At 62.8% G+C, this 15,149-nt stretch carries 9 protein-coding genes and 1 pseudogene; 6 read left to right on the plus strand and 4 right to left on the minus strand.

Annotated elements, in window-relative coordinates; all coding sequences use genetic code 11:
- Positions 1–34 precede the first annotated feature (34 nt).
- Positions 35–1,513, minus strand: a complete 1,479-nt coding sequence (gene putP, locus HU764_RS23500; RefSeq protein WP_186702410.1) for a sodium/proline symporter PutP — start codon at positions 1,511–1,513, stop codon at positions 35–37.
- A gap of 356 nt (positions 1,514–1,869) precedes the next feature.
- Here putP and putA point away from each other — a divergent pair, with 356 nt between their 5' ends.
- Both putA and HU764_RS23510 read left to right on the plus strand, forming a co-directional pair.
- Complete coding sequence (gene putA / locus HU764_RS23505) at positions 1,870–5,823, plus strand: trifunctional transcriptional regulator/proline dehydrogenase/L-glutamate gamma-semialdehyde dehydrogenase (RefSeq protein WP_186702411.1); 3,954 nt, start codon at positions 1,870–1,872, stop codon at positions 5,821–5,823.
- Between the two features lie 596 nt (positions 5,824–6,419).
- A complete protein-coding gene (locus HU764_RS23510) occupies positions 6,420–8,222 on the plus strand; it encodes an acyl-CoA dehydrogenase (protein WP_186677313.1) in 1,803 nt (600 codons plus the stop codon).
- Positions 8,223–8,252: 30 nt separating this feature from the next.
- Here the strand turns inward: HU764_RS23510 and HU764_RS23515 are convergent, their stop codons facing one another.
- The 3 genes from HU764_RS23515 to HU764_RS23525 are packed head-to-tail and all read right to left on the minus strand — an operon-like array spanning position 8,253 to position 11,155.
- Positions 8,253–9,188: a DMT family transporter gene (locus tag HU764_RS23515; protein ID WP_186677311.1), complete on the minus strand. Its 936-nt coding sequence runs from the start codon at positions 9,186–9,188 to the stop codon at positions 8,253–8,255.
- Between the two features lie 2 nt (positions 9,189–9,190).
- On the minus strand, positions 9,191–10,150 hold the full coding sequence (locus HU764_RS23520; RefSeq protein WP_186702412.1) for a 2OG-Fe(II) oxygenase: 960 nt from the start codon (positions 10,148–10,150) through the stop codon (positions 9,191–9,193).
- Positions 10,151–10,174: 24 nt separating this feature from the next.
- Positions 10,175–11,155: a hypothetical protein gene (locus HU764_RS23525; protein ID WP_186702413.1), complete on the minus strand. Its 981-nt coding sequence runs from the start codon at positions 11,153–11,155 to the stop codon at positions 10,175–10,177.
- A 124-nt stretch (positions 11,156–11,279) separates the two neighbouring features.
- Between HU764_RS23525 and HU764_RS23530 the strand changes: the two genes are divergently transcribed.
- The 4 genes and pseudogenes from HU764_RS23530 to HU764_RS23540 all read left to right on the plus strand — a co-directional run bounded on the left by HU764_RS23530 (position 11,280) and on the right by HU764_RS23540 (position 15,085).
- Complete coding sequence (locus tag HU764_RS23530) at positions 11,280–12,170, plus strand: LysR family transcriptional regulator (RefSeq protein WP_186702414.1); 891 nt, start codon at positions 11,280–11,282, stop codon at positions 12,168–12,170.
- Positions 12,167–12,280 (plus strand): annotated as a pseudogene (locus HU764_RS28210) (hypothetical protein); the annotation flags it as partial. The gene HU764_RS23530 and the pseudogene HU764_RS28210, both read left to right, overlap by 4 nt.
- 31 nt (positions 12,281–12,311) lie before the next feature.
- Entirely contained in the window at positions 12,312–13,754 is a 1,443-nt protein-coding gene (locus HU764_RS23535) for a TldD/PmbA family protein (RefSeq protein WP_186702415.1), read from the plus strand.
- A complete protein-coding gene (locus tag HU764_RS23540; protein ID WP_186702416.1) occupies positions 13,754–15,085 on the plus strand; it encodes a TldD/PmbA family protein in 1,332 nt (443 codons plus the stop codon). The genes HU764_RS23535 and HU764_RS23540 overlap by 1 nt, the downstream gene beginning before the upstream one ends.
- The last annotated feature ends 64 nt before the right edge of the window (positions 15,086–15,149 follow it).

The raw sequence follows: 15,149 nt of genomic DNA on the forward strand, positions 1-15,149 counted from the left end.
GCCTGCTTCGCGGGCGCCGCCTGTTCAACGGGTATTACTTGTCAGCGTGATACGCCGCATCAGCCGTTTCGAAGCGCTGAACCATCGCCGTCGACGGGCTACCCAGCTTGCTCACCACGACGATGGCGATGCTGGCGAAGAGGAAGCCTGGGATGATTTCGTACAGCCCAAGGGTGTCGAACTGCTTCCACAGGATCACGGTCAACGCACCCACCACGATACCGGCAAGGGCGCCGTTACGGGTCATGCCTTTCCACAGTACCGAGATCAGCACCACCGGACCAAAGGCCGCACCGAAGCCCGCCCAGGCGTAGGCCACCAGGCCCAGCACGCGGTTTTCCGGGTTGGCTGCCATGGCGATGGCAATCAGGGCAACCGCCAACACCATCAGGCGGCCGACCCACACCAGTTCACGCTGCGAAGCACCCTTGCGCAGGAAGGCTTTGTAGAAGTCTTCGGTCAGGGCACTGGAGCACACCAGCAGCTGGCAGCTCAGGGTGCTCATCACCGCCGCCAGGATGGCCGACAGCAACACGCCCGCAATCCATGGGTTGAACAGGATCTTCGCCAGCTCGATGAACACACGCTCGTGGTTCTCGGTAACCGGGCCCGCAAGATCAGGGTTGGCCGAGAAGTAGGCGATGCCGAAGAAGCCCACGGCACAGGTACCGGCCAGGCACAGGATCATCCACGTCATGGAAATGCGACGGGCCTTGGCGATCGACTTGACCGAGTCAGCGGCCATGAAGCGCGCCAGGATGTGCGGCTGGCCGAAGTAGCCCAGACCCCAACCCATCAGCGAGATGATGCCGATGAAAGTTGCACCCTTGAACATGTCGAAGTTGGCCGGGTTCTGCGCTTCGATGGCCAGGAAGGTGGTGTCGAAGCCACCGGTCGAGATCAGCACGATCACCGGGGTGAGGATCAGCGCGAAAATCATCAGCGAAGCCTGCACGGTGTCGGTCCAGCTCACCGCCAGGAAGCCACCGACGAAGGTGTAGGCGATGGTGGCGGCAGCGCCAGCCCACAGCGCCGTCTCGTACGACATGCCGAAGGTGCTTTCGAACAGACGCGCACCGGCGACGATGCCAGACGCGCAATAGATGGTGAAGAACACCAGGATGACGATGGCCGAGATGATCCGCAGCAGGCCGCTCTGGTCTTCGAAGCGGCTGGAGAAGTAGTCCGGCAGCGTCAAGGCATCGCCGTTGTGCTCGGTCTGCACCCGCAGGCGACCCGCAACGAACAGCCAGTTCAGGTAGGCGCCGACGGTCAGGCCGATGGCGATCCAGGCTTCGGACAGGCCGGAGAAGTAGATGGCGCCCGGCAGGCCCATCAGCAGCCAGCCGCTCATGTCGGAAGCACCGGCAGAGAGCGCAGTGACCACGCTGCCCAGGCTTCGACCGCCCAGGATGTAGTCGGAAAGGTTATTGGTGGCGCGATACGCGGCGAAGCCGATCAGTACCATTGCCGCGATATAGACCACAAAGGTGATCGTTAGTGGATTGCCCATGCGTGTGCCCTGGCGTTTGTTGTTATTTCATGCACAACCACAACGTGGCGGTTGCACCCAGGTGGCGAATGCTATGCAACATCGCAAACAGGGTGCAACCCTTTTTCCGTTTCAAGTTGCACCTACTCATGCATTTTCAGTTAAAGCCTCGTTCTTGCTCCTTTTTGGAGCAAAAACGGGATTTTTCAGACTAAATTGCCCCAGAAACAACCTTTAATTAAGTGTAGGAATGTTCGCCGGACGAGTTGCACCTTTTCCGTTAAAAAATCGGGTTGCACCTGGTTGCACCTGAATTGCCCTACAGCTACTCTTGGCGTCAGCTTAGGCCACAACCGTGGCAATAATGAGGATAAGAAATGGCGACGACCACCCTTGGGGTCAAACTCGATGACCCTACCCGTGAGCGACTCAAAGCAGCTGCGCAGTCCATCGACCGCACGCCGCATTGGTTGATCAAGCAAGCGATCTTCAATTACCTGGAGAAGCTCGAGGGTGGTGCCACCCTGACCGAACTCAACGGTCATGCCAGCAACCTGGTCGACGATGCTGGCGAAGTTCAGCCGGACCATGCTCACCAATGCTTCCTCGAATTCGCCGAGAGCATCCTGCCGCAGTCGGTACTGCGCTCGGCCATCACCGCCGCTTACCGCCGCCCCGAGCAGGAAGTCATTCCGATGCTGCTGGAGCAAGCTCGCCTGAGCGCACCACTGGCAGAGGCCACCAACAAACTGGCGGCCGGCATCGCCGAAAAACTGCGCAACCAGAAGAGCGCTGGCGGCCGCGCTGGCATCGTCCAGGGCCTGCTGCAAGAGTTCTCGCTGTCGTCCCAGGAAGGCGTGGCGCTGATGTGCCTGGCAGAAGCCTTGCTGCGCATCCCAGACAAGGGCACCCGCGATGCGCTGATCCGCGACAAGATCAGCACCGGCAATTGGCAGCCGCACCTGGGCAACAGCCCATCGCTGTTCGTCAACGCCGCCACCTGGGGCCTGCTGCTGACCGGCAAGCTGGTGTCCACCCATAACGAATCCGGCCTCACCTCGTCGCTCACCCGTATCATCGGCAAAAGCGGCGAGCCGATGATCCGCAAGGGCGTCGACATGGCCATGCGCCTGATGGGCGAGCAGTTCGTCACCGGTGAAACCATCGCCGAAGCCCTGGCCAACGCCAGCCGTTTCGAGGCCAAGGGCTTCCGTTATTCCTACGACATGCTCGGTGAAGCCGCACTGACCGAGCACGACGCACAGAAGTACCTGGCATCCTACGAGCAAGCGATCCACTCGATCGGCAAAGCCTCGCATGGCCGCGGCATCTATGAAGGCCCGGGCATCTCGATCAAGCTGTCGGCCCTGCACCCGCGCTACAGCCGCGCCCAGTATGAGCGCGTGATGGAAGAGCTGTACCCGCGCCTGCTGTCGCTGACCCTGCTGGCCAAGCAATACGATATCGGCCTGAACATCGACGCCGAAGAAGCCGACCGCCTGGAGCTGTCGCTCGACCTGCTCGAGCGCTTGTGCTTCGAACCCTCGCTGGCAGGCTGGAACGGTATTGGCTTCGTCATCCAGGCCTACCAGAAGCGCTGCCCGTATGTGATCGACTATGTCATCGACCTGGCCAAGCGCAGCCGCCACCGCCTGATGATCCGCCTGGTGAAAGGCGCCTACTGGGACAGCGAAATCAAGCGCGCCCAGGTCGAAGGCCTGGAAGGCTACCCGGTCTACACCCGCAAGGTGTACACCGATGTGTCCTACGTCGCCTGCGCACGCAAACTGCTGGCCGTGCCCGAAGCCATCTACCCGCAGTTCGCCACCCACAACGCCCACACCCTGTCGGCCATCTACCACATCGCCGGCCAGAACTACTACCCCGGCCAGTACGAATTCCAGTGCCTGCACGGCATGGGTGAGCCGCTGTACGAGCAAGTGGTCGGCAAGATTTCCGAAGGCAAGCTGAACCGTCCGTGCCGCGTCTATGCCCCGGTCGGCACCCACGAAACCCTGCTTGCGTACCTGGTTCGTCGCCTGTTGGAAAACGGCGCCAACACCTCGTTCGTCAACCGCATCGCCGATCACTCGATCTCCATCCAGGAACTGGTTGCCGACCCGGTCGCCAGCATCGAGCGCATGGCCACCCAGGAAGGCGGCATCGGCCTGCCACACCCGCGCATCCCGTTGCCGCGTGACCTGTACGGCACTGAGCGGGCCAACTCGGCCGGTATCGACATGGCCAACGAACACCGCTTGGCGTCGCTGTCCTGCGCCATGCTGGCCACTGCCCACAACGACTGGAAAGCCACCCCGCTGCTGGCCTGCGCCGCCAGCGAATCGGCTGCTGTGCCGGTGCTGAACCCAGCGGACCACCGCGATGTAGTCGGCCACGTCCAGGAAGCCACGGTTGCCGACGTCGACAACGCCATCCAGTGCGCCCTCAACGCCGCACCGATCTGGCAGGCCACCCCACCCGCCGAGCGCGCTGCGATCCTTGAGCGCACCGCCGACCTGATGGAAGCCGAGATCCAGCCGCTGATGGGCCTGCTCATCCGCGAGGCCGGTAAAACCTTCGCCAACGCCATCGCCGAAGTGCGCGAGGCCGTGGACTTCCTGCGCTACTACGCGGTGCAGGCTCGCAACGACTTCAGCAACGACGCCCACCGCCCATTGGGCCCAGTGGTGTGCATCAGCCCGTGGAACTTCCCGCTGGCAATCTTCAGCGGCCAGGTCGCCGCTGCACTCGCCGCGGGCAACCCGGTACTGGCCAAGCCCGCCGAGCAAACCCCGCTGATTGCCGCCCAGGCCGTGCGCCTGCTGCTGGAAGCCGGCATTCCGGAAGGCGTCCTGCAACTGCTGCCAGGCCGCGGCGAGACGGTCGGTGCCGGCCTGGTCGGTGACGAGCGCGTCAAAGGCGTGATGTTCACCGGTTCCACCGAAGTGGCCCGCCTGCTGCAACGTAACGTCGCCGGCCGCCTGGACAACCAGGGCCGCCCGATCCCACTGATCGCCGAAACCGGCGGCCAGAACGCGATGATCGTCGACTCCTCGGCCCTGACCGAGCAGGTGGTGATCGACGTGGTGTCCTCGGCCTTCGACAGCGCCGGCCAGCGCTGCTCGGCACTGCGCGTGCTGTGCCTGCAGGAAGACTCCGCCGACCGTGTGATCGAGATGCTCAAGGGTGCCATGGCCGAAAGCCGCCTGGGCAACCCGGACCGCCTGGCCGTGGACATCGGCCCAGTCATCGACGCCGAAGCCAAGGCCGGCATCGAGAAGCACATCCAGGGCATGCGTGAAAAAGGCCGTTCGGTCTACCAGGTTGCCATCGCCGATGCGGCCGAGGTCAAACGCGGCACCTTCGTCATGCCAACCCTGATCGAGCTGGACAGCTTCGACGAACTCAAGCGCGAGATCTTCGGCCCAGTGCTGCACGTGGTGCGCTACAACCGCCGCAACCTCGACCAACTGATCGAGCAGATCAACAACTCCGGTTACGGCCTGACCCTCGGCGTGCACACCCGCATCGACGAGACCATCGCCAAAGTGGTGGAGAACGCCAACGCCGGTAACATGTACGTCAACCGCAACATCGTTGGCGCAGTGGTCGGCGTGCAACCGTTCGGCGGTGAAGGCCTGTCCGGTACTGGCCCGAAAGCCGGCGGCCCGCTGTACCTGTACCGCCTGCTGTCGACCCGCCCGGCCGACGCCATTGGCCGTCACTTCCAGCAGCAGGATGGCGAAGGCAAGCCTGACCGCACCCTGCACGAGCAGCTGATCAAGCCGCTGCACAGCCTCAAGGCCTGGGCCGAGAGCAACCAGCAGGCCGACCTGGCTGCGCTGTGCACCCAGTTTGCCGGCCAGTCGCAGAGCGGCATCGCCCGCCTGCTGCCAGGCCCGACCGGCGAGCGCAACAGCTACACCATCCTGCCGCGCGAGCACGTGCTGTGCCTGGCGGACAACGAAGCCGACCTGCTGGCGCAGTTTGCTGCCGTCCTGGCGGTTGGCAGCTCGGCGGTATGGGCTGACAGCGAACCGGGCAAAGCCCTGCGCGCCCGCCTGCCGAAAGAGCTGCAGGCCAAGGTCAAGCTGGTAGCGGATTGGAACAAGGATGAAGTGGCGTTCGACGCCGTGATCCACCATGGCGATTCGGACCAGTTGCGTAGCGTGTGCCAGCAAGTGGCCAAGCGTGCCGGGGCGATCGTCGGTGTGCACGGGCTGTCCAGCGGCGACCACCAGATTGCGCTGGAGCGCTTGGTGATCGAGCGGGCGGTGAGTGTGAATACTGCTGCTGCGGGGGGTAATGCGAGCCTGATGACCATTGGTTGATGGCTTTTGATAAAAAAGGAGAGCTTCGGCTCTCCTTTTTTATGGGCGCATGTCTTGAGATGTTTGGCGCCTATGAGATCGAGCGCCGCCCGCGCGGCGCATCGCGAGCTGCGCTCGCTCCCACGTTTGTTTCGGGCCAATTATTCCTGCGCGATTTGTGCGCGAACGCTCTGATGCATGACACGATATCGCGTCGTACAAACCAGGCGGCCGCGCGTCTCTGGCACAGGCATGCCTGGCCCGAAACAAACGTAGGAGCGAGCGCAGCTCGCGATGCGCCGCGCGGGCGGCGCTCGATTTCATAGGCGCTGTAAGCATCAAGGCAAGCACCTTTATGCCCTAAGTCCTTCACGTGCGCCTTAGCCAGAGCCACTAAAGACTCCAGACTTTAGCCCCTTCAGATGCAACGACAAGGGTCAACCAAACCCACGTGCTGGTATGGATTTCCCTGTTTTGCATGGGAAATAAGATCTCAACGGATGCCAGACCGCTAGGTCTCATTGCACTTTCTAAACCCATATCACCCAAACCTATTAACCTCCCCCGACCCCACCCGATTCCCTACACTCGCAGCATCCCGCTCAAGGACCGCCCCCATGCCCGAGACCCTGCTCAGCCCTCGCAACCTCGCCTTCGAGCTCTACGAAGTCCTCGACGCCGAAGCCCTCACCCAGCGCCCGCGCTTCGCCGAGCACAGCCGCGAAACCTTCGACGCGGCGCTGACCACCGCCCGTACCATTGCCGAGAAGTACTTTGCGCCGCACAACCGCAAGGCCGATGAAAACGAGCCGCGCTACGTGGACGGCCGGGCCGAGCTGATCCCCGAGGTGAAACCAGCCGTGGATGCCTTCCTTGAGGCGGGCTTCCTCAACGCCAACCGCGACTTCGAGGTCGGCGGCATGCAGTTGCCCAGCCTGGTCTCGCAGGCCTGCTTTGCGCACTTCCAGGCCGCCAACGCTGGCACCACGGCCTACCCGTTCCTGACCATGGGCGCGGCCAACCTGATCGAAAGCTTCGGTACCGACGAACAAAAGCGCCTGTTCCTGCAGCCGATGATCGACGGCCGCTACTTCGGCACCATGGCGTTGACCGAGCCACATGCGGGCTCGTCCCTGGCCGATATCCGCACCCGCGCAGAACCCGCCGGCGATGGCAGCTACAGGCTCAAGGGCAACAAGATCTTCATCTCTGGCGGCGACCACGAGCTGTCGGAAAACATCGTACACATGGTGCTGGCCAAGCTGCCGGATGCGCCTCCCGGGGTGAAGGGCATCTCGCTGTTCATCGTGCCCAAGTACCGAGTGAACCCGGATGGCAGCCGTGGCGAGCGTAACGATGTGCTGCTGGCTGGCCTGTTCCACAAGATGGGTTGGCGCGGCACCACCTCGACGGCGTTGAACTTCGGCGACAACGGCCAGTGCATCGGCTACCTGGTAGGCCAGCCGCACCAGGGCCTGGCCTGCATGTTCCAGATGATGAACGAGGCGCGCATCGGCGTTGGCATGGGCGCGGTGATGCTCGGTTATGCCGGCTACCTGTACTCGCTGGACTACGCGCGCCAGCGGCCACAAGGGCGGTTGCCGGACAACAAGGACCCGCACAGCCCTGCCGTGCCAATCATCGGGCATACCGACGTCAAGCGCATGCTGCTGACGCAGAAGGCTTACGTTGAAGGCGCCTTCGACCTTGGCCTGTACGCCGCACGCCTGTTCGACGACACCCAGACAGCCGACGACGAGAGCGCCCGGCAACACGCCCAGGCACTGCTCGACCTGTTGACCCCGATCGTCAAATCCTGGCCATCGGCCTTCTGCCTCAAAGCCAACGAGTTAGCGATCCAAGTCCTCGGCGGCCATGGCTACACCCGCGAATACCCCGTTGAGCAGTATTACCGCGACAACCGCCTGAACCCGATTCACGAGGGTACTGAAGGCATCCAGTCGCTCGACCTGCTCGGCCGCAAGCTTGCGCAAAACGGCGGCGCCGGGCTCAAGCAACTGATCCGCCTGATCGCCAGCACAGCCGAGCGCGCCAGCCACCACCCTGGCCTCGACACCCTGCGCCAGCCGCTGGAGCAGTTGGTCAATCGCCTGCAAGCCGTCACCCTTGCCCTGCTGGGTGACATGGCCCAGGGCAACGTCAGCACCGCCCTGGCCAACTCGGCCCTGTACCTCAAGGCCTTCGGCCACTGCGTGGTCGGCTGGCGCTGGCTGGAACAGGCGATCCACGCCGAACTCGGCCTGCTCAAAGGCAACGCCGACGACCGTGACTTCTACCTCGGCAAGCTCCAGGCCGCGCGCTACTTCCTGACCTGGGAAGTGCCGGGCTGCCACAATGAGCTGGCATTGCTCGAGGTACGCGACGACACCTGTATCACCATGCAAGACGGGTGGTTCTAGCGACCAGCGCAGTGCCGCGCTCACGCGCCTCTATCTGTCACCCGTGTCGCTCAGCGCATTGGCAGGCGTGGCCGACCTGCGCGGCTGGCGGGTGATGGCGATACCTGCCGCGACCACCGCAATGCCCACGTAGGTTGTCCAATGGATCACGTCCCCGAACATCATCGCCGCCCATAACAACGTGACCGGTGGCTCGAGGTAGACCAGTGCCGAGACGCGGGTCGCCGAGAGCTTTGTCAGCAATATCCACAGGCTCAGGTAGGCAATGAACGTGGAGAACAGGGTCAGCCATGCGACCGCCGCCCAGACCTGTGTGCTGGCAGGCACGTCGATCAACCCCAGCGGCAAGCCTGCAGCCGTGAGCAGCAGCAGTGTCGCAGTCGATTGCAGAAACAACGGCATCAGCAGACCGTCCTTGCTGTGGTCCGTCGCCATGATCGATTGCCGACGCTGATACAGCGTGGCAATGGACAACGTGATGGCGGCGATCAGCGGCAGGGCGTAAAGCCAGAGGCTAAGCTGGTTCGCAGACAGGCTGTACTCTGCAAAAATGATCATGCTGACGCCGGCGAACCCCACCCCAAGCCCGAGCCATTCCTGCCGTCCACTGCGCTCATGCTGGTTGTTGTTGCTCATCGATGCCGTGATCAATGGCTGCAGCGCACAAATGATGGCGGCAATCCCTGCCGGTAGCCCGCCCCGGATGGCGATGTAGACACTGACCAGATAGGCAAACTGCGCCAGGAAACCAATGACGGCGTTGTAGCGTATCTGCGCCCACGTAAGCGTACGCAGCCGATGCACGACAAAAGGCAGCAGGCAGATGCTGACCAGCAGAAACCGCCAGAACAGCAGGTTGATGGCACCCGCGTCTTCCGTGCCCAGCCGGGCACCAATAAAGCCCGAACTCCAGGAAAGGACAAAGATGACTTGCAGCAGGATCAGGTACGGCGCACTGCTTGGCATGTTCACGCCCCTGTGTGATGCAATTGCGCGAACGTAATCGGCTCGATGCCTATCCTTGAAAACTGGCGGGCTGCTGATCGCTGCAAGGCCCAGCGTAACCCCAACCATTTAGGGATCGTCGCAGGGATGCCATCGTCGGAGGCCAAGTGCCAAAACCGGTTGGAGTCGTCACCAAAATAGGGACAATGAAAGGACAGCACCAACGACATGCGTCGCCCGCTGACCACCGGGCGCACACCGTGGAACAATCGGCTGCCATAGATGAACAAGGCATCGCCAGGTGCGTCCAGGCGCGCATTTTCGAAGGTACGGTGGTCCAGCGCATCAAAGCTGTCGACAGTGCCGTTATGGAACAGGAATTCGCCCCCGCTGTATTCGCAGGCCCCCGACAGCACGATGTTCAGCACGTAATTGGTGCCGTCTGTGTGCCACATGCCGAGTTGCTGCTGTTGCTCGACAGGCTTGGGGTAGAAATAGTTGACCTGCGAGCGCGCATTGACCATGGGGTAAGGCACCAGCGGCACGCCTGCAATGCGCGAGACAGCTAACAGGAATGAGCGGCTGCACATCATGTCGTTGATGAACGATGATAAAGCCGTCACCCCTCGCGTACGCCGCGAAATGATCCAGTCGCTGTCAGCCGCCCCCTCCTCCAGACGGCTGCAGATGCCTTGCAAGGCCGCAACGCCCTCGGGCGTGAACAGCCGATGCACAACCGCCACCCCGGTGATGCTGTCCGCTGCGATTTTGGCGTGCGGGCTGTCGGCATACCCAAGCTGCCCAAGTGTTCGGGTGTCGCTGAGGACGGGCCCGTGCTGGCAAAGCAAATCGTCCGACCAGGGCAACTGCTCACTGAGGCAGATAGGCGATGGCCGCGGCGTGCGCTTCAATGTCGACTTGAGCGCCAGCTTCACGCGCCCTACACCGCGTTCGAACAGGGGTAAGGTGTCTGAAGGATTCATGATGTGTCTGTCCCCGTAGAGTCACTACTGAAGGTACTTGGCGATCTGATAGCGCACCGAGCCATCACCGCTGGCGAACTCGTCCACCACACTGCAGTTGCAATGCCGGGCCCTGATGCGACGGAACTGTTCGGGCGTGTACTTGAGGCAGATGTTGGTCAGCAGGTACCCACGTTGCTGCAGACGCTGCACAGGTTGCAGGGTTACCGCGACATGGATGGGGTCATCCTGAATGCGTAGCGGTACGAGCATGGCTTCATGCTCGCCCGAGGGGATGAAGCCTTGTTGAAGCGCGACCATTTGGGAGAACTGGAGCATGCAGGGGTTGGCGTAGAACTTGAGGATGGTACTTTCCAGGCCTTCGTCGTAGACCTGCATTTCCGAAAGGATGTAGGTGGTGTTACCTGCAAGGCTACGAATCAGCCGCCCAGTGCTCACTGGCAGCTCGTTACCCTCCTGAAAACCAAGCAGGGTGATGAGAGTGAGCTCCTGATCGTGACGCAAATCCTCATGGGTTACGGTGCGGTAATCAGCGGCGATGTAATTGAAACTGCCATCCTCGCGCACGATGGGCCCCACGGCATCGCTCATCGCGGCTTCTGAAGTCTGGTTGATATCGATGGCGGTGTAGCGGATGGAGCTGGACGTCTCGACCATTCGCTTCAGCAAGCAGGCGCTCTTGATCGGCTCCGGGCCCAGCTCCACATAGTGCACACGGCGCCCACTACTCAGTGCTGCCAACCGCTCGGCAACGTCCCCGATGACGGCCTTGAGCGCCCCCTGCCCCTCTGCATCAGCACAGAGCCCGCTCTGACCTACGCCTTGCTCATTCAAGGCGCGCATAAGCAGAAATATCTCGTGGTTGAAACGGTGGTCGCTTTCAGGTCCCAGCTCAGGCTGGGCCAATGTCGAGTACTTCTCGTGGTTCTCGACAGTCCATAGTCGTGCGTGCTGGTAAGCGGGGTTGCGCACGAGTGCATCTACCACGAAGTCATTCAGGCTCATCCGTATCATTCCATTGCAATTCAGGGGGCATGCGGGCTTCGACCCCACAGTAAGAGTGGGTATAAAGGCTGTACAGTTGATTAAATCGAAGCGCTGGTTCGATCCGACCAAATCAGGTGGCTCCATGGGCAAAGGCCTCGACATCGATGTACTGAGAACCTTCCAGGCAGTGGCCCGGCTAGGCCGTTTCAAGGCGGCGGCCGACTACGTCCACCGCAGCCCATCGGCGGTGACGACGCAGATTCAGAAGCTGGAGGGAAAGATCGGGCAACAATTGTTCACACGCAGTAACCAGTCGGTGGAGCTAACCCCTGCGGGCCGTCAGCTGATGGGCGAAGCGACACGTTTCTTGATGGCTCACGACAGGCTACTGGCCACGCTGTCGCCACAGCAGATGACCGGCAAGGTGCGCATAGGCGTACCCGACGGTTATGCCGCCAACCTCATGAGCGACTTTCTGCCGGTGTTCGTCGCCAATAACCCGAAGCTGGAGTTGGAGGCTGTAGCGCGATCCAGCGCAGAGCTCATCGACCTGTTTGCGCGACAGCGGCTGGACCTGGCAGTGGCGGTCAGCAGTGACGGCTGGCAGCAAGGCGAGTGGCTTCGCTCGACTCAGCCGCGCTGGGCCGCAGCGCCTGGATTCAGCCATGACCCCAGTCGCCCCTTGCCGCTGGCACTGCAGTTGAAGGGTTGCCCGTACCGGGAGGCGGCGTTGCAGGCTCTGAAAGCCCACGGCATTGCGTACCGTGTGCTGTTGGAAAGCGCCAACTGGCACGCGGTACTGGCCTGCATGAGAAGTGGCCTGGCCGTGGGCATTGTCGAAGGGCTGGATAGCACGGATACCTCACTCGCGTACGTGGAAGGGCTGGGCTTGCCCGACCTCGAAAAGCACCACGTCTACTTGCTAACGGACACCTCGCACCATGTCGCAGCGCATCTGAATGCTATGTTGAAGGCCGCCATCCAGAAAGTGGGCGTAACAACGCCGCCCCATTGCTGGGAGGGCGGTGGTTGAACGGCCCGCGTTATTTCCTGACCAGGGAAGTACCTGGCTGCCATAATGAGCTGGCATTGCTCGTGGCCCGTGACGATACAGGCCTAGGCATGCGAGTGGCGTGGTTCTAGGGGGAGCCACCACTGACTCGGAGGTTCCCGCATGTTTGATTCCAGCGCCCTGTTGCGCCAGCGCTTTGCTGGGCTGCGCAGCACGGCCGAGTTGTTTTCCCTGCGTCATGTGAAGCAGTCGTACCAGGCATTGTCTGTGCGTCGCAATGTGGCCGAGCCGCCCTTCTTCAGCCAGGACGAGGGCGCCATGCTCACCGTGCGGGTCAACGGCGTTGAGGCCTATGCGGCCACCGCCGACCTGTCCCAACAAGGCTTGCAGCAGGCGCTCGAACGCGCCGAAGCGCTGGCCCGGCAGATCGCCAGGCATAGCCTGCTGGACCTGCGCGACCAAACGGTGACCAGCGCACGCCACGACCATGTCTCGCCCAACTTCGACCAGCCACTGCCCAACCTCGCCGATTGCCTGGGCCTGCTTGCCGCCGAGTCGGCCAGCGTGCCCCAGGACAGCCGCCTGGTGGATTGGCAGGCCGGCCTGGACATCACCCTGGTCGAACAAACCTACCTCAACTCCGCCGGCGCCGAACTGCGCCACGCCCAGCGCTTCCTGTTCCCAGGCCTGAGCGTGACGGCCAGCGACGGCCAAGACAGCCAGAGCCGCAGCCTGGGCCGGGACAACTTTGGCCAGCAGGGGGGCTTCGAGGTCATCGAGCGCTGTGGCCTGGTCGGCGCCGCCCGCCGGGTCGCCGACGAGGCGCTGCAACTGCTGCTGGCACCCAATACGCCCAGCGGCCCGCGTGACCTGCTGCTGATGCCCGACCAGATGATGCTGCAGATTCACGAGTCCATCGGCCACCCGCTGGAGATGGACCGCATTCTCGGCGACGAGCGCAACTACGCCGGCACCAGTTTCGTCAACGCCAGTGACTTCGGCCACCTGCAATACGGCTCGAAGCTGCTCAACGTGACCTTCGACCCGACCATCGGCGAAGAACTCGCCAGCTACAGCTACGACGATGACGGCACCCAGGCCAGCAAGCAGTTCCTGATCCGCGATGGCGTGCTACTGCGCCCGTTGGGCGGCGCCCTTTCGCAGTTCCGCTCCGGCCTGGACGGCGTGGCCAACAGCCGTGCCTGTGGCTGGAACCGCGCACCGATCGACCGCATGGCCAACCTCAACATCGAGCCGGGCGACCGCTCGCTGGCGCAACTGGTCAAGGGCATCGAGCACGGCATCCTGATGCGCACCAACCGGTCCTGGTCCATCGACGATGCCCGCAACAAGTTCCAGTTCGGCTGCGAGTGGGGCCAACTGATCGAAAACGGCGAGCTCAAGGGCATCGTCAAGAACCCCAACTACCGCGGCATCTCGGCGCAGTTCTGGCGCAACTTGTCCGCCGTCGGCGACGCCAGCACCTTCCAGGTGCTCGGTACGCCCAATTGCGGCAAAGGCGAGCCCAACCAGGTGGTGCGGGTCGGCCATGCTTCGCCGGCCTGCGTGTTCAGCCAGATCGATGTCTTCGGAGGCGACGCCTGATGAGCGCCACACCCCAACACCGTTTCGAAAGCCTGCTTGGCGCCCTGCGCGATGCCCTGCAGCCGGGCGAACAGTTCACCTTTGGCTACAGCGCCGAGCAGTCACAGTTCGTGCGCTTCAACCATGCCAAGGTGCGCCAGGCCGGCGAGGTGAGCCAGGCCAGTGTGCAACTGCGCCTGATCTGTGATGGCCGCCAGGCCGAGCAGTTGATCACCCTGGGCGATGATGCCGTGCTGGACCGCGCGCGCCTGGCCGATGCCCTAGGCCAACTGCGCCAGACCCTGCCCCTGCTGGCCGTCGACCCCTACCTGCGCCTGGACGAAACCCCGTGGAACAGCCACAGCCAGCAAGACCACACGCTGCCGGAACTGGATGAAGTGCTGGCCTTGATCGAACAGGAAGCCGGCGACCAGGACCTGGTCGGCATCTACGCCGCCGGGCCGATTTGTCGCGGCTTCGCCAGCTCGTTCGGGGCCTTTGGCTGGCACCAGGCCAACAGTTTCAACATGGACTGGAGCCTGTTCCACAGCAACGGCCAGGCCGTGAAAGCCAACTATGCCGGGCAGGCCTGGAGCGCTGACGAGTTCGTCGCGCGCCTGCGCCTGGCCCGCGAGCAACTGGCGTTCCTGGGCCGCCCTGCCATCACCTTGAAACCAGGCAGTTACCGCGCCTACCTGGCGCCAGCGGCCATGGACGAGATCGCCGGCATGCTGTGCTGGGGCGGGTTTTCTGCGCAGGCCCTGGCCACTGGCAACAGCGCCCTGCAGCGCCTGTATAACGGCGATGCGCAGCTGAGCCCGCTGGTCAGCTTCGACGAGCAAGTCAGCGGTTCGCTGAGCCCGGCGTTTTCGGATGAGGGGTCACCCCGCCTCGATGTGCCGCTGATCCAGCAAGGCCAAGCCGTGCAGCGCTTGATCAGCGCACGCAGTGCGGCCGAGTTCGCGCTGGTGGCGAATGGTGCCGACAGCTACGAGTCGCCCTGCGCCTTGAGCCTCGCGGCGGGCAACCTGGCCAGTGAAACAATCCTCGAACGGCTGGGCACCGGGCTGTATATCAGCAACTTGTGGTACCTGAACTACTCGGACCTGCCAGCAGCACGCATGACCGGCCTGACCCGTTTTGCCACCTTCTGGGTGGAGAATGGCCAGATTCAGGGGCCGGTAAGCACCATGCGCTTCGATGACAGCCTGTACAGTTTGCTGGGCAGCCAGCTGGAGGACCTGACGCGCGAGCGCGAGATGATCTTGTCTACCAGTACCTATGGACAGCGCAGTACTGGGTCGAGTCATTTGCCAGGGGCGCTGGTCAAAGGCCTGACCCTGACATTGTGATAGGCATTACCGGCCCTTTCGCGGGGCAAGCCCGCTCCCACAGCGATGTCACCCCATTCGAGGG

Source organism: Pseudomonas kermanshahensis (assembly GCF_014269205.2).
Taxonomy (GTDB): domain Bacteria; phylum Pseudomonadota; class Gammaproteobacteria; order Pseudomonadales; family Pseudomonadaceae; genus Aquipseudomonas; species Aquipseudomonas kermanshahensis.

Bases quoted from the DNA above. Each gene is read 5' to 3' on its own strand.
- HU764_RS23525 (WP_186702413.1), bottom strand. From the start codon at position 11,155: ATGAGCCTGAATGACTTCGTGGTAGATGCACTCGTGCGCAACCCCGCT.
- HU764_RS23520 (WP_186702412.1), bottom strand. From the start codon at position 10,150: ATGAATCCTTCAGACACCTTACCCCTGTTCGAACGCGGTGTAGGGCGC.
- HU764_RS23510 (WP_186677313.1), top strand. From the start codon at position 6,420: ATGCCCGAGACCCTGCTCAGCCCTCGCAACCTCGCCTTCGAGCTCTAC.
- HU764_RS23540 (WP_186702416.1), top strand. From the start codon at position 13,754: ATGAGCGCCACACCCCAACACCGTTTCGAAAGCCTGCTTGGCGCCCTG.
- HU764_RS23515 (WP_186677311.1), bottom strand. From the start codon at position 9,188: ATGCCAAGCAGTGCGCCGTACCTGATCCTGCTGCAAGTCATCTTTGTC.
- HU764_RS23530 (WP_186702414.1), top strand. From the start codon at position 11,280: ATGGGCAAAGGCCTCGACATCGATGTACTGAGAACCTTCCAGGCAGTG.
- putP (WP_186702410.1), bottom strand. From the start codon at position 1,513: ATGGGCAATCCACTAACGATCACCTTTGTGGTCTATATCGCGGCAATG.
- HU764_RS23535 (WP_186702415.1), top strand. From the start codon at position 12,312: ATGTTTGATTCCAGCGCCCTGTTGCGCCAGCGCTTTGCTGGGCTGCGC.
- putA (WP_186702411.1), top strand. From the start codon at position 1,870: ATGGCGACGACCACCCTTGGGGTCAAACTCGATGACCCTACCCGTGAG.